This window comes from Priestia sp. YIM B13489 (assembly GCF_042787645.1).
In the GTDB taxonomy this organism is placed as follows: Bacteria; Bacillota; Bacilli; order Bacillales; family Bacillaceae_H; genus Priestia; species Priestia megaterium.
Genome location: NZ_JBHZOQ010000036.1, coordinates 364,310 through 384,402 on the forward strand (window position 1 = coordinate 364,310; position 20,093 = coordinate 384,402).

Annotated in this window: 22 protein-coding genes and 1 other RNA gene; 8 read left to right on the forward strand and 15 right to left on the reverse strand. The window is 35.3% G+C overall.

Going from position 1 to position 20,093, the window contains the following annotated elements; translation table 11 throughout:
• Nucleotides 1-244: 244 nt before the first annotated feature.
• The 7 genes from ACFX4W_RS03720 to tadA all read right to left on the reverse strand — a co-directional run bounded on the left by ACFX4W_RS03720 (nucleotide 245) and on the right by tadA (nucleotide 4,478).
• Nucleotides 245-514 (reverse strand): pro-sigmaK processing inhibitor BofA family protein, encoded by a 270-nt coding sequence (locus ACFX4W_RS03720; RefSeq protein WP_043977073.1) that lies wholly within the window; start codon nucleotides 512-514, stop codon nucleotides 245-247.
• A 116-nt stretch (nucleotides 515-630) separates the two neighbouring features.
• Nucleotides 631-855: a YaaL family protein gene (locus ACFX4W_RS03725; RefSeq protein WP_013054840.1), complete on the reverse strand. Its 225-nt coding sequence runs from the start codon at nucleotides 853-855 to the stop codon at nucleotides 631-633.
• A 14-nt stretch (nucleotides 856-869) separates the two neighbouring features.
• Nucleotides 870-1,466: a recombination mediator RecR gene (gene recR / locus ACFX4W_RS03730; RefSeq protein ID WP_013054839.1), complete on the reverse strand. Its 597-nt coding sequence runs from the start codon at nucleotides 1,464-1,466 to the stop codon at nucleotides 870-872.
• A gap of 15 nt (nucleotides 1,467-1,481) precedes the next feature.
• Nucleotides 1,482-1,802 (reverse strand): YbaB/EbfC family nucleoid-associated protein, encoded by a 321-nt coding sequence (locus tag ACFX4W_RS03735; RefSeq protein WP_013081327.1) that lies wholly within the window; start codon nucleotides 1,800-1,802, stop codon nucleotides 1,482-1,484.
• Between the two features lie 19 nt (nucleotides 1,803-1,821).
• A complete protein-coding gene (dnaX, locus tag ACFX4W_RS03740; protein ID WP_043977084.1) occupies nucleotides 1,822-3,510 on the reverse strand; it encodes a DNA polymerase III subunit gamma/tau in 1,689 nt (562 codons plus the stop codon).
• A 130-nt stretch (nucleotides 3,511-3,640) separates the two neighbouring features.
• Nucleotides 3,641-3,905: signal recognition particle sRNA large type (gene ffs, locus ACFX4W_RS03745), an RNA gene on the reverse strand.
• A 102-nt stretch (nucleotides 3,906-4,007) separates the two neighbouring features.
• Entirely contained in the window at nucleotides 4,008-4,478 is a 471-nt protein-coding gene (gene tadA, locus ACFX4W_RS03750) for a tRNA adenosine(34) deaminase TadA (RefSeq protein ID WP_080781572.1), read from the reverse strand.
• Nucleotides 4,479-4,557: 79 nt separating this feature from the next.
• Between tadA and ACFX4W_RS03755 the strand changes: the two genes are divergently transcribed.
• The 4 genes from ACFX4W_RS03755 (at nucleotide 4,558) to ACFX4W_RS03770 (ending at nucleotide 7,917) form a co-directional block, all read left to right on the forward strand.
• The gene (locus ACFX4W_RS03755) at nucleotides 4,558-5,100 is read left to right on the forward strand and encodes a cysteine hydrolase family protein (RefSeq protein WP_043977087.1); all 543 of its coding nucleotides are present in this window, start codon (nucleotides 4,558-4,560) and stop codon (nucleotides 5,098-5,100) included.
• 56 nt (nucleotides 5,101-5,156) lie between these two features.
• Complete coding sequence (locus ACFX4W_RS03760; protein ID WP_043977089.1) at nucleotides 5,157-6,458, forward strand: glycoside hydrolase family 18 protein; 1,302 nt, start codon at nucleotides 5,157-5,159, stop codon at nucleotides 6,456-6,458.
• A 143-nt stretch (nucleotides 6,459-6,601) separates the two neighbouring features.
• Nucleotides 6,602-7,237, forward strand: coding sequence for a deoxynucleoside kinase (locus ACFX4W_RS03765; RefSeq protein ID WP_043977092.1), 636 nt, complete (start codon nucleotides 6,602-6,604; stop codon nucleotides 7,235-7,237).
• Nucleotides 7,237-7,917, forward strand: a complete 681-nt coding sequence (locus ACFX4W_RS03770) for a deoxynucleoside kinase (RefSeq protein ID WP_013054832.1) — start codon at nucleotides 7,237-7,239, stop codon at nucleotides 7,915-7,917. Before ACFX4W_RS03765 ends, ACFX4W_RS03770 begins: the two co-directional genes overlap by 1 nt.
• Before the next feature lie 314 nt (nucleotides 7,918-8,231).
• Here ACFX4W_RS03770 and ACFX4W_RS03775 read toward each other — a convergent pair whose 3' ends face one another.
• Nucleotides 8,232-9,587 (reverse strand): purine-cytosine permease family protein, encoded by a 1,356-nt coding sequence (locus ACFX4W_RS03775; protein WP_043978993.1) that lies wholly within the window; start codon nucleotides 9,585-9,587, stop codon nucleotides 8,232-8,234.
• An 843-nt stretch (nucleotides 9,588-10,430) separates the two neighbouring features.
• The gene (locus ACFX4W_RS03780) at nucleotides 10,431-11,090 is read right to left on the reverse strand and encodes an SDR family NAD(P)-dependent oxidoreductase (RefSeq protein WP_028408948.1); all 660 of its coding nucleotides are present in this window, start codon (nucleotides 11,088-11,090) and stop codon (nucleotides 10,431-10,433) included.
• A gap of 330 nt (nucleotides 11,091-11,420) precedes the next feature.
• On the opposite strand from ACFX4W_RS03780, the gene ACFX4W_RS03785 reads away from it, so the two are divergent.
• Together ACFX4W_RS03785 and ACFX4W_RS03790 are read left to right on the forward strand one after the other, a co-directional pair.
• Nucleotides 11,421-12,002, forward strand: coding sequence for a TetR/AcrR family transcriptional regulator (locus ACFX4W_RS03785; protein ID WP_098524887.1), 582 nt, complete (start codon nucleotides 11,421-11,423; stop codon nucleotides 12,000-12,002).
• A 1,010-nt stretch (nucleotides 12,003-13,012) separates the two neighbouring features.
• A complete protein-coding gene (locus ACFX4W_RS03790) occupies nucleotides 13,013-13,351 on the forward strand; it encodes an antibiotic biosynthesis monooxygenase family protein (protein ID WP_237075580.1) in 339 nt (112 codons plus the stop codon).
• 611 nt (nucleotides 13,352-13,962) lie between these two features.
• Here the strand turns inward: ACFX4W_RS03790 and ACFX4W_RS03795 are convergent.
• The 4 genes from ACFX4W_RS03795 to ACFX4W_RS03810 all read right to left on the reverse strand — a co-directional run bounded on the left by ACFX4W_RS03795 (nucleotide 13,963) and on the right by ACFX4W_RS03810 (nucleotide 17,517).
• On the reverse strand, nucleotides 13,963-14,592 hold the full coding sequence (locus tag ACFX4W_RS03795) for a vanadium-dependent haloperoxidase (protein ID WP_237075581.1): 630 nt from the start codon (nucleotides 14,590-14,592) through the stop codon (nucleotides 13,963-13,965).
• 417 nt (nucleotides 14,593-15,009) lie between these two features.
• The gene (locus tag ACFX4W_RS03800; RefSeq protein WP_272911293.1) at nucleotides 15,010-15,558 is read right to left on the reverse strand and encodes a DUF3231 family protein; all 549 of its coding nucleotides are present in this window, start codon (nucleotides 15,556-15,558) and stop codon (nucleotides 15,010-15,012) included.
• Between the two features lie 10 nt (nucleotides 15,559-15,568).
• Nucleotides 15,569-16,123: a DUF3231 family protein gene (locus ACFX4W_RS03805; RefSeq protein ID WP_237075583.1), complete on the reverse strand. Its 555-nt coding sequence runs from the start codon at nucleotides 16,121-16,123 to the stop codon at nucleotides 15,569-15,571.
• A 974-nt stretch (nucleotides 16,124-17,097) separates the two neighbouring features.
• A complete protein-coding gene (locus tag ACFX4W_RS03810; RefSeq protein WP_043977896.1) occupies nucleotides 17,098-17,517 on the reverse strand; it encodes a hypothetical protein in 420 nt (139 codons plus the stop codon).
• A 461-nt stretch (nucleotides 17,518-17,978) separates the two neighbouring features.
• Between ACFX4W_RS03810 and ACFX4W_RS03815 the strand changes: the two genes are divergently transcribed.
• Nucleotides 17,979-18,335 (forward strand): hypothetical protein, encoded by a 357-nt coding sequence (locus ACFX4W_RS03815; RefSeq protein WP_043977899.1) that lies wholly within the window; start codon nucleotides 17,979-17,981, stop codon nucleotides 18,333-18,335.
• 45 nt (nucleotides 18,336-18,380) lie between these two features.
• Here the strand turns inward: ACFX4W_RS03815 and ACFX4W_RS03820 are convergent, their stop codons facing one another.
• Nucleotides 18,381-19,034 carry a hypothetical protein gene (locus ACFX4W_RS03820; protein ID WP_043977901.1) on the reverse strand — a complete coding sequence of 218 codons (654 nt, stop codon included), beginning with the start codon at nucleotides 19,032-19,034 and terminating at the stop codon, nucleotides 18,381-18,383.
• Nucleotides 19,035-19,307: 273 nt separating this feature from the next.
• On the reverse strand, nucleotides 19,308-19,778 hold the full coding sequence (locus tag ACFX4W_RS03825) for a DinB family protein (RefSeq protein WP_043977903.1): 471 nt from the start codon (nucleotides 19,776-19,778) through the stop codon (nucleotides 19,308-19,310).
• 120 nt (nucleotides 19,779-19,898) lie between these two features.
• Here ACFX4W_RS03825 and ACFX4W_RS03830 point away from each other — a divergent pair, with 120 nt between their 5' ends.
• Nucleotides 19,899-20,081, forward strand: a complete 183-nt coding sequence (locus ACFX4W_RS03830; protein WP_043977906.1) for a hypothetical protein — start codon at nucleotides 19,899-19,901, stop codon at nucleotides 20,079-20,081.
• Nucleotides 20,082-20,093: the final 12 nt, after the last annotated feature.

Sequence of the window (20,093 nt, forward strand, 5' to 3'; positions counted from 1 at the left end):
AAACCGACAGGGGTGTTAAAGCCCGCGGGGGTTCGNCAAGGCGACTTTTTAATCTTACCACCTCAAGAATAACTTGTCAACAACTTTTTTCATTAAGTTATTTTCGAGTTATTTTTTGTTGTTGTCTTAGCGACGTATATAAATATAACATCTGTTAACTTGTTGGTCAACAACTTTTTCAAAAAAAAATAAAAGTTTTCTCGAAAAGATTCCAGAAAACTTTTATTTTGGATATTCCTCCAAATTATAATATGAAATTACTAATAACAAGTAAGGCAGCTATGCCTGGAATACCTAAAATAGCTGAAACAATGGCTGTGGGGAAATTAATAGGGATATGAATACCAAACTGTACGCCAAAGATGTTAATAAAGAAAAGCAGCAGAACGCCAATAATAAGCTTGATCGATAAATTTCCAATGACTCGAAGCATTTTTTCAACACCACCTGTTACTAAGAGTAGAATGATTAGCCCTGTTAAAAAAGACACAACTACAATGGGATGATTTAGCATGTTGCCTCCTTCTTAAAGCAGATAAGTTATCTTATATGTATGTCCAAGCATTCAAAAAAAGCACTACTTCACGGAGGGAAATCCTTATTTTATAAAGACAACAAAACAGGATGCCTCTATGACATCCTGTTAATTGAAATATTTCGATGCTTGGCTTCTTTTAATAGAAAAAGATACTTCATTTTGGCTAATCGAATATCTACCATTACCTCTTCTGAAGGATCTACACTTCTTTCTACCATTGAAGTTTTGTGACTCCATTCCTGCTTTACTTGCATAAAAGTCTTCACAAATTCATCATCGTACTCTTTGCGTAACCAACCTTTTCTTTTAAAAAACATATGCAAGTACCTCGTTATACTTCTCTTCTACCTTCTAGGGCTTTAGATAATGTTACTTCATCTGCGTACTCAAGATCTCCTCCAACGGGTAACCCATGAGCAATTCTAGTAATTTTAATTCCTGTCGGCTTTAAGAGCCTAGAGATATACATAGCCGTAGCTTCGCCCTCTATATTCGGGTTAGTGGCTAAAATCACTTCTTGAATCTCATCATCTTGAAGTCTTTTTAATAACTCTGGTACTTTGATATCTTCAGGCCCTATTCCTTCCATAGGTGAAATTGCGCCATGCAGGACATGATACAAGCCGTTATATTCTTTCATTTTCTCCATTGCAATGACATCCTTAGGGTCTTGCACGACGCATACCACATTTCGCTCTCTGCGCTGATCTTGACAAATGTAACAAGGATCTTGATCTGTGATATGTCCGCAAACTGAACAATAGGTTAAATTTCGCTTCGCATTGACTAATGCTTTTGCGAAATCTAATACTGTATCTTCTTTCATAGATAAAACAAAGAACGCTAAGCGAACAGCTGTTTTTGGACCAATGCCGGGTAACTTCATAAAACTATCTATAAGCTTTGATATTGGTTCTGGATAATGCACGTGGCAACCACCTTATTAAAGTCCTGGAATATTTAAACCTTTTGTAAATTGACCCATTGTGTTATTTGTTAAATCGTCCATTTGTTTTAATGCGTCATTTGTTGCTGCTAGTACTAAATCTTGTAGCATTTCAATATCTTCAGGATCTACTACATCCTCTTTAATATTTACATCAATTACTTGTTTCTGACCGTTAACTACAACTGTCACCATTCCGCCGCCAGCTGTACCTTCAACAGTTTTTTCAGCTAACTCTTCCTGCGCTTTTTGCATATCTTTTTGCATTTTTTGCATTTGTTTCATCATTTTTTGCATATTGCCCATGCCTTTCATCATATGAACATTCCTCCTAAATTTACTCTTGAATTTCGATTAAGTCTTCTCCAAATAGCTTTTTCGCTTCTGCAACCACAGGGTCTTCCTCCTGTGGTTGACCTGATGACCCATCACTTTGCTGTCCTTGAAGAAACTCTTCTCTTACTTTATCCCATTCGCTTTCTGGAATTGCAACCATTTCACGCTTGCTGCCAATTAAAGTATATAAGATATTCTCTAAATTATCACGTACATTGTTGTTATTTTCAGAAGCCATTTTGCAATGAATTTCATATTTGAATTTAAGTATAAATGATTGATCTGAAGACGCAACCGGTTCACTGTTAGATAACAACGCTGCATGTGAAGCTTTATTTTGTTGTTTCAATGTGTCCAACACCTGCGCCCAAGATCGCTTAATCGTTTCTAAATTCTGCCGAGTGGCATTTTTTAAAATTTCATTTACCTTCCCAACAGGCGTTTTGTACTGACTTCTGGACTGTCTTGTCTGTTTTTTCTCTGTTTGCACTGCCTGAGCTGTATGATCAACTTGAATGCCTTTTTCTTTTAACTGCTGCAGTTCTGCTTCCATTTGATTCATTTTTTGCAAAATGTCTTGATATGGAAGAGCACTCTCTTGACTTGTAGAACTTTGAGCTAATTTTACTAAAGCTACTTCAAGTAGCACTCGAGGATGATTGCTCCATTTCATCTCTTGCTGAGTTTGGTTCAATTCAGCAATGACTTTATAAATAAAAGCACTATCCATTTTTGAACTGAGTTCTTTAAACTCTTCGTTAATCGCTGCTTTTTCAAGTAAATATGCATTTTCTTCAGAAGCTTGATAAAGCAGAACATCACGATAATAGAAGATGAGGTCCTCTACAAACCTCGCTGGGTCTTTTCCGTTTTTAATCAAACTTTCAACAGAGTCTAGCGCTTCTACAATGTTTTCGTTAAAGATAGCTTGGACGATCTTCACAATAAAAGACTGTGATACTGCTCCTGTTATGGATAGAACATCCTCTAAGCTCACCTTCTCCGTACTATACGAGATAGCTTGGTCTAAAAGACTAAGTGCATCACGCATGCCGCCTTCTGAAGCTTTCGCAATTTCGTAAAGAGCATCCTCGCTTACTTCTAGCTCTTCAGAACCTAATACTTCCTTCATTCGATATACGATATCTTCTGGCGAAATGCGTTTGAAATCAAAGCGCTGACATCTAGAGATAATCGTTAATGGAATTTTATGCGGCTCTGTTGTAGCTAAAATAAAGATAACATGTGCAGGAGGTTCTTCTAACGTTTTTAACAAAGCGTTAAAAGCTCCAATTGAAAGCATATGAACTTCATCAATAATGTACACTTTGTATCGAACAGCACTAGGTGCATATTTTACTTTATCACGGATATCTCGAATTTCATCGACTCCATTATTAGAAGCTGCATCAATTTCAATTACATCAGAAATGGAACCATCAGTAATTCCCCGACAAGTTGCACATTCATTACAGGGTTCAGCAATGGGTGCTTTTTCACAGTTAACGGCTTTCGCTAAAATTTTAGCAGCTGTTGTCTTTCCTGTCCCCCGAGGCCCAGAAAATAAATACGCATGCGAAAATTTCTCTTGGACAAGGGCATTTTGAAGTGTTTTGATAATATGTTGTTGACCGACTACGTCGTTAAAGCTTTGAGGACGGTATACACGGTACAGAGCCTGATATGCCACTACATCCTCTCCTTTTAATATAATTCATTAGTTATCATTATAGCGTATTATGAGGTTTTTTTTCAAAATAGTGAGAGATAAAATAAAAAGCCTACTCCAACAGAGTAGACTAAACTTATGTATATAACTGCCGTGCACCTTCCGTCGATTAGCCACCCCAGGCGTTACTTAAGCAGTTAGCTCGGTTCAGGCGACCCCATGGCACATGAGAGGTTCTGCTTACTGCTGCTTCCTTCCGGACCTGACAGGGTTCACAGATTCCCATTGCATAGGACCCAAACGTCAACACCACTTACTTAAGGCAGGCCCTAAGATGAGCTAACCTCAAGAAGGAATTCGGCCTCGCTAGAGCGGATTGCGAGTACAGGGCACCGCTACCTCCCCGCTTAGCACGGCAAAGTTGAAACCAATAGTTTGGGCATCAAGTTGATGCATTTACAAGTATACGTCTTTTCATTCAAAAATGCAACCGCTATAGAAAACTTACTTTTTTAGCGCTATTTTCCAGACTTTTTTCGTTGACGCAACTCACGAAAAAAGGTCGTTAAGAGGCTCCCGCATTCTTCTTCTAGCACACCTCCTACTACTTGTGCTTGATGATTAAACTTTTCAAACTCTAATAAGTTTAACAATGTTCCCGCACAGCCACCTTTAGGATCATAAGCTCCAAACACAACTCTTTTCACTCTTGATAATACAATAGCACCTGCACACATCGGACATGGTTCTAAGGTGACATATAACGTAGCGTCTTCCAATCTCCATGTTCCTAATTTCTTACATGCTTCATCAATTGCTAAAAGTTCTGCATGAGCAACTGATCGCTGTTCTGTTTCTCGTAAGTTATAAGCTGAAGCAACCACCTCATCATTTTGAACAATAACTGCTCCAATGGGAACCTCTAATTTATCTTTGGCTTTTAATGCTTCATCAATTGCCAACCTCATATACTTTTCATCATTTAACACTTTTTATCCAACCTTACATATTATATTTTTTCTGAGTCAAACTATTTACTATGTACATCAGGAAAAGGAGATACCTTGTGTGAAGAACGCTAAAACTGCTTTAATTATTATCGATATGCTAAACGATTTTCAATTTAAAAACGGCAAAATACTTGCTGAAAAATCTTTAACCATTGCTCAAAACATTGCCCAGTTAAAACAGTACGCATCGTCTCAACATATCCCTATTATCTATGTAAATGACCATTATAAGCTATGGCAAGCAAACTTAGAAACCATTTTAACACACTGCACAAATGAGATAAGCTCACCCATTCTACATCACATTTCACCACAAAACGCTGATTACTTTTTAATTAAACCAAAGCATTCTATCTTCTATGGGACAGCTTTGAATATTTTGCTATCACAGCTCGATGTCCATACACTTATTTTAACAGGAATTGCGGGAAATATATGCGTGCTTTTTTCAGCCAACGATGCTTATATGCGTGAGTATAACTTAATTGTGCCTGAAGATTGTATTGCTTCAAACGCAGATGAAGACAATACCTTTGCTTTGAGAATGATGCATAACGTATTAAATGCTCGTATTTGCAAACATACCGAGTTGATGAATTAAGTAAAAAGCCTTCTCATATGATGGAAGTAAGTCATATGAAATGGAGGCTTTTTATTATGCAAATTTACACTGTTAAAGCAGGTGACAGTATATATAGTATTGCAAAACAGTTCCGCATTGACGCAGGGAAAATTATAAGAGCAAATGAATTACCTAACCCAAATCAACTCGTTATCGGGCAATCTATGGTTATTCCAATCAATGGTACTTACTACACAGTAAAAGCTGGGGACACTATATGGAAGGTAGGAAGAAAATTAGGCGTTAGCTATCAGGCTATTGCCAATGCGAACAATGTTTCAGTTACAGCACCCTTAACCCCTGGCCGCCGCATCTTAATTCCCCCTTCCCCCAACAAAAGAAACGGTGAGTTTTTAGGGTATGTTGAAACAAGCAATCGAAAAATCACTCCTCAAACAGAGAAGATGATTAATCAAAATGCAAAATACCTTACTTATCTCGGGCCAGCGAACTTCGAAGTGCAAAAAGACGGTTCTCTAAAGGCACCTCCACTTAACAATTTAGGTTCTATTGCTAAAGAAAATGACGTCATTTTCTTAATGGTATTGGCTAATATTGAAAACGGCGCATTTAGTGACGAAGTCGGCCGAGCAATTTTAACTAATAAAGACGTTCAAGATACGCTTTTAAATAATATTGTAAAAACAGCGAAAGAACAAAATTTCAGAGACATTCACTTTGACTTCGAATTTTTGCGTCCGGCAGATAAAGAAGCCTATATTGCATTTTTACAGAAAGCAAAAAAGCGTCTTCAAGATGAGCAACTTCTTATGTCTGTCGCTTTAGCTCCGAAGACAAGTCGAGATCAAAAAGGCAAATGGTATGAAGCACATGATTATAAAGCCATTGGAGAGATTGCTAACTTCGTTGTTCCGATGACATACGAATGGGGATATAGCGGTGGGCCTCCTATGGCCGTCTCTCCTATTGGTCCCGTACGTGATGTTTTAGAATATGCAATATCTGAAATACCTAGTTCAAAAATTATCATGGGCCAAAACCTATACGGTTACGATTGGACACTTCCTTACAAACCAGGAGGAGAATATGCCAAAGCCATTAGTCCTCAACGAGCTATTGAGTTGGCAGCTCGCTATAAAGTAGCTATTCAATACGACAATAAAGCACAAGCTCCTTTCTTCCGGTATAAAGATGAGCAGCAGCGCACCCACGAAGTATGGTTTGAAGACGCTAGGTCTATTCAGGCCAAGTTTGATTTAATCAAAGAATTAAAACTTAGAGGAATGGCCTACTGGAAACTAGGCTTAGATTTCCCGCAAAACTGGCTCTTGATTGAAGACAATTTCAAGATTACAAAAAGAGTGACACAGCCATAAATAGGGAAAGCTTACTGTTAACAGTAGGCTTTTTGTTATTCTTCTTACTGAAAGAAATTTCTTTTCCCCTTATTCTCCTTCTCTATGTTAAAATATTTTTTGTCTGTTTTTTTTGAACGAGTGGTCATGAAGGAGGCAAATGAATGCAAGGCACACCTTTTATTTCAGTAGAAGGACCCATCGGTGTCGGAAAAACCTCTCTAGCTAAAGAGATTGCACAAGAATTTCAATTCGAAATTTTAAAAGAAATCGTAGATGAAAATCCATTTCTCGGGAAATTTTATGAAAATATCAACGAGTGGAGTTTTCAAACCGAAATGTTTTTTCTATGTAATCGGTATAAGCAGTTGGAGGATATTCAAAAAGGGTTCTTATCTTATAAAAAACCTGTTGTAGCAGATTATCATATTATGAAAAACATGATTTTTGCTGAGCAAACGTTAAAAGATGAACAGTATAAAAAATATGTACAAATCTTCCACATCTTAACGGCTGATATGCCAGCTCCGAACATTATTATTTATTTAAATGCCAGCTTAGATACCTTGTTAAAGCGTATTAAAATGCGCGGAAGAGAAATTGAACGAAACATCGATCCTCACTACCTTGCGAGGCTAAGTGATGATTATGAAAAAGCTATGACGGCGTTTGAACAAAATAACCCTGATGTAACCATTTTACGTTATGACGGTGATGAAATAGATTTTGTACAAAATAAACAACACTTAAATAGAATCCTATCAGAGGTTCAAGAGAGTATGTTAAAAAGGAGTATGTAATGGTAAACTTACGATCGAAATACAACATTCCTAATGATGCTGTGTTGACGATAGCGGGTACAGTTGGAGTTGGGAAATCTACAATGACTCAATCATTGGCTGATGCTCTCCAATTTCGCACATCGTTTGAAAAAGTAGATTCCAACCCTTACCTGGACAAATTTTATGGAGATTTTGAACGTTGGAGCTTCCACCTACAGGTATATTTTCTAGCAGAACGCTTTAAAGAACAAAAGAAAATTTTCGAGTATGGCGGCGGCTTCATCCAAGACAGATCCATTTACGAAGATACCGGTATCTTTGCTAAGATGCATTTTGAAAAAGGAACGATGTCTAAAGTAGACTATGAAACATATACAAGCTTGTTCGATGCGATGGTTATGACTCCATATTTTCCTCATCCGGATCTGCTCATTTATTTGGAAGGCAGCTTCGAAGATATTGTAGATCGCATTCAAGAAAGAGGGCGACCAATGGAACAGCAAACGCCTCTTGATTATTGGAAAGAGATGCACGCCCGATACGAAGACTGGATTAATAACTTTACGGCTTGCCCTATTCTTCGTTTAGATATTAGAGAATACGACCTTATCAAGGATCCTGATTCAATTGAATCAATTGTTGAAAAAGTGGCTCGCTTTTTACAACATAATGAAAAGCTAAAACGTCGTCATCTATAAAAAAATGCCGCTTTAATAGATAAAGCGGCATTTTTAACAAATAAAAAACCGTTACTTATAAGTAACGGTTTTCCAATCTCCAATTTATCGCGCTATGTTAATTGCATTATAAGTCAAATATGGCGGAGGAAGAGGGATTCGAACCCCCGCGGGCTTTAACACCCCTGTCGGTTTTCAAGACCGATCCCTTCAGCCGNACGGGATGCATAATCGTTTGCATCTCGTTTTTGTTACATAAAAAAAGAATGTTTATTCTCTTTTCATGGGTTAAAGAAAGGCCTGTATCTGTTTAGATACAGGCCTTTCTTTCGAATTCAGTTACTACAAACCTCTTTATTTAACTTTTGTTTCATCGGAAAATAATATAAGATTGCAGGAACTATTATTCCAATTAGCCACGCAATATCTGCGCCCCCGAATGCCTTTGCTATAGGACCAATGTAGAATGATGTGTTAATAAAAGGAACCTCTGCAATAATTGATACAGCAAATGCCATGCAAGTGATTCCGTTTATTTTTCCGTATTGACCATTTACATCGAAGATATCTTTTACATTATATTGACCACGGCGTAATAAGTAGTAGTCCACAAGATTGATAGACGTCCAAGGAATCAAGAAATAACTAATGAAAAAGATAAAATTTAAGAAAAATGATAGAAAATTACTTTGGCCTAATAAACATAGGATAGTACCTGCCAATGTAACACAAAACATCATCCCTACTCTAACTTTTTGTGTTACTTTCAGCTTCCAAAAGGGCTCTATAGTTGTAATGGTTGACATGAAAGCACCATATAAATTAAAAACATTAATAGCTAGTTGACCAAAAATAATGATCAAATACATAAAGATAGCAAAACTTCCGAATAAGTGAGCTAAATTCCCACCAGAATGATCAAGGAAATTAGGAATAGTAGTTGTTAAAGTTGCTCCTAAAATCATCATCCATACAGTTCCTACAAATGTACCCAGGTAACTATACCAAAAGGTTTGTGCAGTTGATGTATTAACGGGCAGATAGCGTGAATAGTCTGCTACGTATGGTGCATATGCTAATTGCCATGTTGCTACAATGCTGATAGCGAGTAAAAATACAGGTAAATCCAAACCACTTAATGAAAAACTTCCTGTCGGAAGTGGTAACTGAAATATAATAATTGTTGCTGCTAGATACACAACAAATGAAGACCATGATAATACTTTCTGCATTTTATGAATTAAATCATGGCCAAAAATTGCAACAATAAAACAAAGAATATTTAAGATTATTATAGCCCAGCTTTGATTAATGGGTATTAAACTGTTTAATGTTTGTGCTGCAAGCACACTGCTACTTGCGAAAAAACCTAAATACACAAACATTACAAGAAATAACGGGAAAATAGCTCCGATTACTCCAAACTGTGCTCGACTTTGAATCATTTGAGGAATTCCAAGTTTAGGTCCCTGAGCAGAATGTGAAGCCATGAAAATAGCACCCAATAAGGTTCCAAGTATAATAGCTGCGAAACTCCAAAATAAATTAAGACCTAAACTAATTGGTAATGCACCTGTTACAAGAGTTGTAATGTGCATGTTTGCTCCAAACCAAATGGGGAACAAACCTTTTGCTTTTCCATGACGTTCGTCTACTGGAACAAATTCAACGCTACGTGTTTCAACTTTCAATAGATATACCACCTTGTAAGATATTTGCCGCTTGCACTCTAAGTCAAACTATATAATTCAACGTTTTAATACTTACTTATAGTAGGTGATGAATCATTCGTATAATTAACATGTATTCCCTTGAATCATTTGATATAACAGCTATATAAGACTTCGCTACGTTTAATTAAGTAACAATTTCATCTGTGCTCCTTTTATAAATTGCTGTTCATAAAAAAGGTGGTGCAATGGAGGGATAAACTTTCTTAATAAGAGGAACTGCAAGGTTTTAGTATCTAACTGCTTAGGTATCTTCTTATTTAATTTGATAATTTTTTATACGGTCTCTTAGAGCATTAGTATACATAATAACATAGATGCATCTTCTATCAACAATTTCTTTAGGACCGTCCAATACTACTTGAGGTATTGAAGTTGCTTTCCCTGCGCCAGCTTTTCCAATCTAACTTATTTATTCAAATATCAAACTTCTTTTTATTTAATCAAAAACGTTCATAAAAGTGCATAAACATATGAAGACGTTCGTAATTTGCTTTAAAACGAAAACGAACGATCAAAGTGATAGATTCCTTATATAAAATAAAAGTCCGTAAAGGTATACTTTTGCGAACGATATATTCAATTCTATTACAAGACGTTAAAGTAATTATCATAGTAAATAAAATAAAATACATGTACGGACACATAAAAACGCATTAACCCCAACTCTACATGTAGAGTTGGGGTTAATGCGTTTTTATGTGCTTCGATCAGCGTATCCGTTTCTCACATCAAAAACGGTTACCTTTTTGGTGATTGATGCCGGATTTATACCCGAGATGATTAATTTTTAATCTACCCGATTCATACTTTATCTTCCGTAATAAATTCTTCGACTCGATCTCTTTTGGTGTACATGTCATACCAAATGTCGGCAATTTTGTCTTGAACTCCCGAATTCGGCTGCATCCAGATTCCGATCGAAATGTGCCCTGCATAAATACCTTTGTCCTTTAATTCACTATTCAAATTGAAGATATAATTACGAAGACCGGAAACTGCAATTCCGACATTGCCCATCATTGGTACTGGATTGACTGCGGCTCCACCTGTCGTAAATAACAGAGCTCCACTTTGTTTATCCAACATATCCGGAAGCACTTCTCGAATACTCGATATCGCACCTAAAACGTTGAATTGAAATTGGTATAGCGCATTTTCTTCTGTTACATCTAATGCGTTTGTTACTGTATCGATACTTGGAGTTGGACTGTATTCAACCACATCAATAAATCCGTATTTCTCTTTGATCGTTGTGAAAGCTAAACTAATTTGATCTTTATTTAATATATCAGCTTGAAATGATGCTGCTTCAATGCCTAATTGTTCTAGTTCAATAACCAGTTGGTTCAACTTTTCTTCATTACGGGCTATAAGCGCTACACGAAATCCGTTTTTTCCGAACTTCTTCGCAATAGACATTCCTAATCCTGGTCCTGCCCCAACAATTACAATATTTTTCATAATATAATTCCCTCCATAACTTCTTAGCTAATTCTTTTTTCTAAGAGAGTTCATTTGTTACAATAGGTACTACTTTATTTATTAAGAACCAATCGTATTTTCAATCTTTTGGGTATGATTCTGAATGGTCACAACAATTTACTTGATCAAAAACCCTTCCACAAAAACATGTGTTATTTAAGCAACGCGCGTTGTATAGTTGATGATAAGATGAAAAAGAACTATTAACAACCACCAAAATGGCTAATATGTTGTTTACACAACACTTCTATTGAATTGTCGTTTTTAAACACCATTGTGTAGCCTAAAAAGGAGAAGAAAAAATTGATTATGCCAAAAAAAGATCCGAGAATACTTCGTACAAGACAATTGATTGTAGACTCTTTTATCTCGTTAGCTAGTGAAAAAGATTTCAACAATATAACGGTACGTGATATCACTGAAAAGGCTACTATTAACCGCGCTACATTTTATGCGCACTTTGACGATAAATTTGATTTATTACATTCCACCATCACCAATACTTTTACAGACAAATTGAAAAAAGGACTAAATGGTCACGAGGGATTCAATGAAGAAGTCATTACAAATATTTTTCTAGCCATGTGTGATCACCATAAAGAGTTAAGTGACTTATGTCCTAAAGGTTACAATTCTTTAGGAACTATTATAGAAAGTAAAATTAAAGAAGAGTTACAAAAGCTAATAGCTGATCTTGTGCTAAAAGGCACTAAAAATACCATTGTATTAGAGGACAAACAATTGGTAACGACCCTATCTACTATACTGAGTTGGAGTATATACGGAGCTACATACTCATGGAATAAAGATGGAAGACCTATTTCACCAGAAGAGCTAGTGACTAAGACCCTACCTATATTTAAAAATGGCATGAGTAAGTATTTCTTTTAATGAAACTTATGTTAAATATCAATTCTTTTTGGGGTTCAGTCTCCATATAGACTATATTTTACCGTACAAGCATATGAATAAAAGGTGCACTTTTTATTCATTCTTTCACTAATCGCTTACTGAAAAAACGTTGGTCTATCAAGGATGTATAAAAAGCTGCATAAAACAGAAACACACTCTTAGCGCAACCCCTTCTGCCACAAGGGGTTGTTTTTGTCGTGTGTTCCGGAAAGAGACATTATGTTAACTAACTTTGTATAGAGTATACAGCTTAAAAAGCAAAAAAACTCCCTATTTCCGTAGGGAGTTTTTCTGTCTTGCACCATTATTTTTGATGATCCATCTATCGTGAGTAGTTTGCTCAAGGTATCAAAATTTATTCATTATAGAAAGAAGCTTATTATACAGTCTTGAATCCCAAAATTTTCACATCTTGAATGAAGATTCTTTCCATTGTAGATATATTTAATTTGGCTAATCTTATAATTTTATTTGGATCGTTAATAGATTCTATAATTATGGATCTATTAACGATACTATTATTCTTTTGTATAGAGTATTCCACCTCGAATTTTTTCAACTTTTCCTCTTTATTTTTTAACATTAGCCTAATGTCATCTCCTAATTAATTTATAGGTAATAAAATATATAAACTTAAAAAGCTAAACCTCATACATAGGTTGATCTTTTTTATTTAGTCAATACTGATGAAAGATAAAATATCACCTAAAAGACTATCAATTTAACACTTTAAAGTAAAGATGTATCTCATATACATCAAAAGAACAGAAAAAACTACCTCAATGGGGGTAAGGTAGTTTTTTCGCTGTTGAGTAATTGGGTTTTGTAAGCTGATGTCCCGTTTTTTCTTGAGTAGTTTGCTCAAGATATAAAAATCTATACATTTTCAACCATGCTAAAGTTATAGGAGGATTCATACTATTGCTGTATGTTAGAACAACTTTATTGTAATAAACTATAGGTAGCAGGATTAATAAAGGAGAGGTCACATGCCAAAAATTGAAGAAAATCAGTTGTTTACGGTGATTATTGAATGGGAAGTTAATCCGAAATATCAACAAGAATTAATTAATGGTCTTTCAAATCAAATCGACACATACTTTAAGGATTATGATGGCTTTATTTCAACAAGTTTCCATGCTAGTGAAGACGGTAAACGAGTCATTAACTATGCTCAGTGGGTATCGAGAGAAGCTTGGTCTAACTCGTTTCAAGCCTCAGGTCGTAATGAGGTCCAAACTACTAATGATGAAATAATTAAAAATTGTGAGGTTACAACACTAAAGCTTAACAGTTATCATGTTGCTAGAGTAATAGAAAATATATAAATTAATAATTGATTATCTGTTAGAGCTTAAAAACAAAAAGCCTATCTCTTTCCAGTCAAAAGAGGTAGGTTTTTTTATTGCAGAATTTAGTTGTATGAGTCGATGTTTGGGACATCCTGAGTAGTTTGCTCTTAGTAAATAAATTTATGCATTCACAAAAAGTAGTTTTTGTTTGAGAAAAGTTAAGTATGTACTGCTTTGAGTGGGTATTTTTCTATTTCTCATGGTTCAGATAATCAAAAATCGTACGATTAGCAAAGTGAGCTTAACTAATCGTACGATTTTTAAGATTTATATTAGATGAACAGATTAGTTTTCTTTTTACAAAGTACATTATAAAAAAGGAAAGTGAAAATATGATGAAATCATAATGAGTTATATAGTTAATATAGCTTTAAATGGAGTATACAGTCTAAAAAAAGCGAAAAATCACTGCTTCCGTCAGTGATTTTTCTGGTTACCAGTATGCTATACATACTCTAATGTCTTTTAAGTTCATAAGCAGTTTACTTCAGTTATAAAAAAATATTCATAGTGGTTAAGTGTTAAGTTACATATAATTATTCTTTTATGATTTCTAAGAGAAACAATTATAATAATCTTGCTTTTTATTAAATGGTGTTTAAGTTTTGTGAACTCATTAGTTTTACGACTGTTTCACCAATTTGCCTTCCCAATCTTAAACCTTCATCATTGTCTACTTTAAAATGTACCCCAGCGTACAAACGAGATTGAGCACTTTCTTTCATCAAATTTTTTATTCTTGCTGACTCTGAGGGGAAGAAATAACTTAATAATATTTCTGAACATCCTGCAATAGTAGCATGGGCAGAAGGATAAGATGGAAAACTAGGAGTAATCAACACAGTAGATAAATTTCTCCCATATTGATTTGGTCGTGCTACATCCCATAGATATTTTAAAAACCATGTGATTACGAATGTATCGTTTATAGCAGCATTGGAATACCCTAGAGCTCTAGCAATATGAGGTGATCCTAGCCGATATTTTTCACCTAAATCAAAAATCGTAGCAGTAATTTTTGCACTTAGTTCACCTGTACCCCAATATTGCGCAATTTGTCTTTGTTGAGGAGTTAGCGACTTTAATGTTTGATCTACTAGAAAAAGTTCTGTTTGCCAATTAATATCATCAGGATTTTTAATTCTCCAATTGATAGGTTGATGAAAGGGATCTAAGAAATTATTATCTCTGCCTTTTGAAAAAAAAACATTGGCCAATATCCTGCTTCTGAAGAGCCTTTAGGAGGGGTATTCTCTCCGTCATAAGGATGTTCTTTCCATTTTCTATAACTTGCTCGCATCAGTCTCAACCCCTTACAGAATTTATTCTTCTTGTTCTTTATGATTAAGAATAATAAAATATGTCAATATCTTTTTTTAGAAATAAACCCCCGATATTACTTACTCAATTTATAGAGGAAAGAATGTAAATCATATGTAGCTTAAAAACAGAAAAAACTACCTTATACGAGTAAGATAGTTCTTCTGGTGAATGCTCTAAATAGATATATTTGACACCTTATAGTGTCTTGGGTAGTTTGCTCAAGTTATCAATAACTTATCCCTAACAAAGAAAGACCTCCTAGACCTAGGGAGACCTTAAGGTCCCCTTTCTTAAGAATTTCTGTTGATGCCTCATTTTATCGGCGCTCCCGGAGCATAATAGTATGGAGGGACTTTAAGCCACCCTCGTCTTTTCACAAGTTCTTTTAGGGTTGCTCCAAATGTCATATATTCCTGCAGGTATTCAATCCATATCAAAGTAACATCATTGCGTGTAGATTGAATGATGGCATTTGCACAATAGGTAATTAAAATAACCATTTTAATATTAAGGCTGTTTGCAAGTTCATCATCCGTTAACTTGACCCCCAATGGAACATCGCTTGGGTTAGACTGCGGCTTGGATTCACTTAATGGTGGAATAGGAACTCCCTCTGATAACATAAAGGCAATAATTCGTTCTTTCTGTGATTTGAACATCTTAACTGCTTCATGGAAAGCTTTTCTTAATTCGAGATCCGTTGTACTGTTAATCCCTGCTTCGGAATGAACTTGTTCGTCAGCTAATTCAGAAAGATAGGACCAGCAGGACATGACCTCCCCCACATGTAAGGGTGATTTGGGTTCCTCGTCAACAAATGATTGAATAATATTTTTAAGAGCTTTTCCGACATCTGGCATCTTCCTTACCTCACTTTTCTATTTGGGGTAGACCTGTAGGATGATACGGTGGTGGAACCTTGAGCCATCCCCGTTTTCGCATCAATGATTTAAATGTTATTAAAAAGGTTATGTGTTCTTGCAAGAATTCGGCCCACATCAGACTAACATCGCTGCGAAGGGATTGCGACGCCGCCTCCGAACAGTTTGTAATTGCCATCGATATCTTTTTCTTAAGGCTGTTTGCAAGTTCATTATCCGTCAGCTTAACCCCTAAGGGAACACTATTGGGATCGGAGATTGGTTTAGATTCACTAAGAGGTGGTGACGGAATTCCTTCTGACCGCATAAATGCTACAATCCGTTCTTTTTCTGACTTAAACATGTTGACGGCTTCTTGAAGCGCTTTTCTCAATTCAGGGTCCGTTGTACTGTTAATTCCTGCTTCAGTCTGTACTTGTGTCTCACCGGCTAACGCTAAAAATATCCAGCACCCCATTGCCTCACCAATGTGAAGAGGCGTTTTATTCTCATCTTTAATAAAAGACTGAACTACATTTTTCAAGGCTTGCAAAAGATCAGGCACATATTTCACCTTCCTTTCTTTTTTTTACTTTCCCCTAACGAGAATTTCTAATACACAGAAGACTTTTTGGTGCAACACTTATTAGAAAACGGGCTGATTAGTGAGCCTCTTAGGATGAAAAAACAAAAGCTTATTTGTACTTATACCTGATAGGAGAGTTATACTTTCCTATTGGACAAAATGAGGAAAACCCTTTAAAAGGAACTAATCACTTGTCGAAAGACAGTTAGAATTTCCAAAATTATAGTTATCCATTAACGAGATCTTTAATGTAATAGGCAGATTTAAAGAGGGTTATTTTTGATATTCTCCCCTTATAGTAGACAGTAAAAAGAAAGGTCATGAATCTATAAGATTCATGACCTTATTGGTGCCTATATTTGTGATTATGGTAACTAAGGGCGTATATCGTAGTCATCTTAAAAAACAGAAAAACCTATCTCTTCCCAGTCAAAAGAGGTAGGTTTTTTCTGCTACAGAATTTAGTTGTATGAGTCGATGCTCGGAGACATCTTGAGTAGTTTGCCCAAGTTGCTATTTATTATCCGTTTATAGTGGGGAAGAATTTAAATCAATTTCTTTTATTGGTTATTTGCACCAAAAAATCGGTAAGAAAGATAATAATAAAGGGAACAATGCAAACAATGAAAATTTCACGAAAGACCATATAAACCTTATTATTCATTTATATTAGATCCCCCTTTATATTTTAGAGTAAACATTCTAGGGTTTCTTCAGTAATAAAATGTTCGAATAAAAGAAAAGTATTCATAAGGGTGAGTACGTTCAAGAAAATAAAAATTATGTTAACTGGATTTGTATACCATACACAGACTAAGAACAGAAAAAACTACCTTTGTGGCAACATAAGGTAGTTTTTCTAGTTGTAAAATATAGATGTTAAGCTGATGCCTCGCGGCTTCTTGAATAGTTTGCTCAAGATATAAAGAATTCATGTAAGGAAAAACAAAGAATTAGTGTTTTCTCATTCTTAGTATTTTACCAACTTTGTTTATAGTTTTTTCTGATTCCTTTAACCGTTTTTGGGTATTTAGTAAAGAGCGTTCAACAGATAACGGTGTAAGAACTTTACTACTCTTTACTTCCGTACATACTAGATGACCTATCTCATCTTTCCATTGGATCGTACATTTAAAATTTCCAAAGAACCCGTTCTTTATCTGTAAAATTAGATGTTTTGTTACAGAATGAGAATTAGTACTTTGTGATAGCATTACTATAGCTTTATTCCGGTCTTCTTTATGAATGATCGTCCATATATTAGATATAGGAGGAAAATATGAATGAGTTATGTTTGAAGAATTTAGAATTGCACCCTCTTGATTGATTTGAAAATAAGGAACAGGAATCCATTTAGTTGTAGAAGTATCCATATTCTAGCTCCTTTCAATTAAAGAATGAATCTTTCTATTTCACCATAACATATCTAAATAAGTTTTGTATGTACCGATAACGCACATTATGGTAACTAAAGGGATACATTTTGCCTCTCCAATGAAGATATTTAGGAAGGAGTATCAAAGTATTTTGAGGTTTTGAATTTTGCATTGAATGATGGAATATGCATAAAAGAAATATTAATTTCGCTTGAGGGTTAATCTTAATATTCCTTTAGGAATTTATTTTCATTTAACATAAGTTAAAAGTATCAATTTTCAAAATATTATTTCTTTTTATTGTTTTTTAAAGATTTTTAATGTATTTTATACTAGAATTGTATATTTTTGGGTTAACTAGGTGTCTAGTAAACTAAACCGGGTATTTACTTATCTCAGTTTGATAGACATCATGAGGGATCCAAAAATGTAATAAAATATTATATGGGAGGTAACGTATGTTAAAAAAAGTTGCATTCTCCATCGCTTCAGTGGCAATAGCTGGTGTTGTTTTACTTACAAACCAAACCGTAACCCATGCTGACGGGTTATATCCAGTTCAAAAGACTGGTGGTGCAGGTTTAGATCTTCGTAAGACTCCAACCATAAATGGTACACGGACTGAAACAGATATTCCAGATGGGCACAAACTCTACTTATATTGTTATGTTAATGGTGAATCTTACAATGGAAGTAAAATTTGGGATTGGGTGGATGATGATTGGTGGCGCGGCGATTTTGACACTGGTTATGCTCCTGATTATTTTATTAAAACTGGTACATCTGGTCCTGTTGTTGAATATTGTTCATTTTAATCATAAGAAAATAGAAAACAGCCTCATAAGAGGCTGTTTTTTTACTTACATTTTGATTTCTACTGTCTTTGGAGGACTTACTTCTTTCTTTGTCGTTTGGTCTCGCACCACATCTGTAATCACTTTTACATACTTTAGGTCTTTTGCATCTCGGGATAGGAAACAGATTAGTGTAAACTTAGTTTTCTCTTTGGCTTCCATGCTCCGATCTTTGGGGTCTGCGTTCATTTTAGACACTTCAACTTGTTCTCCATTACTTAAAATTAATGTTTTTATAGGTCCTTTTCCTAAATCAAGTGGTTGATTCGAAGTATTTTCTAAGGTGGTTGTTAGTTGAATCACATTCATTTTCTCTGTATTCAATCCTCGTTCTTTCAGATTATACTTGCCGAGATCACTTACTTCAGTGCTTTGTACCACTTTAACTCGTTCCACTCGGATATGGAGTGGACTTACTTCAATCTTCGTATTTGGTTCACTTAATTGATTCAAGACAAATATTCCAAGAGGATGTGATGCTTTCTCTCCTACTCTAGTTAATGGTTCTTTATAAGCTTTAACTTCTACATTCGGTTTAAGTGTTGTGGAATTTTCCTCGCTATCAGCTTTGCTTTCTGTTTCTGATTTTGTTTGACTTGAGCAAGCAGATACAAATACGCACACCCATACAATCATTAGAAAGGAAAAGATTTTCTTCATTTATACACTCCTTTATTACAGACTATTATCAATGTATTTAATTTAATTATATCTTACATATTTTAGAATACTCAAAAAATACCCATATCATTTTGCATAATAAAAAGGGATCACAACAGCAATCCCTTTCTTAAAGCCATGCCCCCAATAGTTGAAGAAGAAAGCTTATTTAAAACAAGGTAATAACATGAACCCCACCCTCCCTTTCTAACGTAAAGAAAAAGAGAAAATGGTTATGCCCGTTGATAACTTTGTTATATCATTTTGTCAAATTCAGTTTTTCACACCCACATGTTCAATAATTCGCTTCATTGCTTGAATCTGCCCCATATGAGTTGCTTCATGCATCAATGTAACACCCGCCAGCTCTCCAAAGGTATTACATCCTAGAAATGGCTTTTCCAAGGTATCGTTTAGCTGTTCAGCAGGAATTTGCTGAATACGAGCTAATTGATCCTTTAGCTGTATCATAAGCTCATCCATGGTAGGTACATCCCCAGTCCAATCGGCTGGTTTGGTACCATTCCCGAACAATTCCATATAGTTTGCTGGAAGATGAGTTGTTGCATGAGGAAAACCAAACATAGTTTGTTCAGTAACTGTCAAAACGTGACCTGTATGCCAATGAATTGTGTTGTTGAAACCATCTGGCTGCACATCAGTTTGACCCTTAGAAACAGACCCTATGGTTTTGAGGAAGTACTCTCTTTCGATTTCAAATTGCTTGAATACAAGTTTGTTCATCTCTTTCTCCCCTTTCACTGATACAATCATCCATATTATACCATCACTATAGGAAGAAGAATATAATTAAATTAAGGTACTTCCAGTTGTGTAAAATTCCCAGTTAAAGGTGGGGTATTCGTGGAAAATGAAAAGTTAGTTGAGGTACTTGATAAGTTAATTGAAAGGTCGGAAAGATGGTCTAAGGATGCAGAAAAAAGAAAGGATTTAAACAGCTCCATATTTTACGAAGGACAAACCAAAGCTTTTGAAGAAGTAAAACGAATGGTTAAAAGAGATATAGATAAATATTTACATTCATAGAGTAAACTATTC

Coding starts and splice junctions, on each gene's coding strand:
- ACFX4W_RS03720 (WP_043977073.1), bottom strand. CDS start 514: ATGCTAAATCATCCCATTGTAGTTGTGTCTTTTTTAACAGGGCTAATC.
- ACFX4W_RS03725 (WP_013054840.1), bottom strand. CDS start 855: ATGTTTTTTAAAAGAAAAGGTTGGTTACGCAAAGAGTACGATGATGAA.
- ACFX4W_RS03735 (WP_013081327.1), bottom strand. CDS start 1,802: ATGATGAAAGGCATGGGCAATATGCAAAAAATGATGAAACAAATGCAA.
- ACFX4W_RS03760 (WP_043977089.1), top strand. CDS start 5,157: ATGCAAATTTACACTGTTAAAGCAGGTGACAGTATATATAGTATTGCA.
- ACFX4W_RS03765 (WP_043977092.1), top strand. CDS start 6,602: ATGCAAGGCACACCTTTTATTTCAGTAGAAGGACCCATCGGTGTCGGA.
- ACFX4W_RS03770 (WP_013054832.1), top strand. CDS start 7,237: ATGGTAAACTTACGATCGAAATACAACATTCCTAATGATGCTGTGTTG.
- ACFX4W_RS03780 (WP_028408948.1), bottom strand. CDS start 11,090: ATGAAAAATATTGTAATTGTTGGGGCAGGACCAGGATTAGGAATGTCT.
- ACFX4W_RS03785 (WP_098524887.1), top strand. CDS start 11,421: ATGCCAAAAAAAGATCCGAGAATACTTCGTACAAGACAATTGATTGTA.
- ACFX4W_RS03790 (WP_237075580.1), top strand. CDS start 13,013: ATGCCAAAAATTGAAGAAAATCAGTTGTTTACGGTGATTATTGAATGG.
- ACFX4W_RS03800 (WP_272911293.1), bottom strand. CDS start 15,558: ATGCCAGATGTCGGAAAAGCTCTTAAAAATATTATTCAATCATTTGTT.
- ACFX4W_RS03810 (WP_043977896.1), bottom strand. CDS start 17,517: ATGGATACTTCTACAACTAAATGGATTCCTGTTCCTTATTTTCAAATC.
- ACFX4W_RS03815 (WP_043977899.1), top strand. CDS start 17,979: ATGTTAAAAAAAGTTGCATTCTCCATCGCTTCAGTGGCAATAGCTGGT.
- ACFX4W_RS03820 (WP_043977901.1), bottom strand. CDS start 19,034: ATGAAGAAAATCTTTTCCTTTCTAATGATTGTATGGGTGTGCGTATTT.
- ACFX4W_RS03825 (WP_043977903.1), bottom strand. CDS start 19,778: ATGAACAAACTTGTATTCAAGCAATTTGAAATCGAAAGAGAGTACTTC.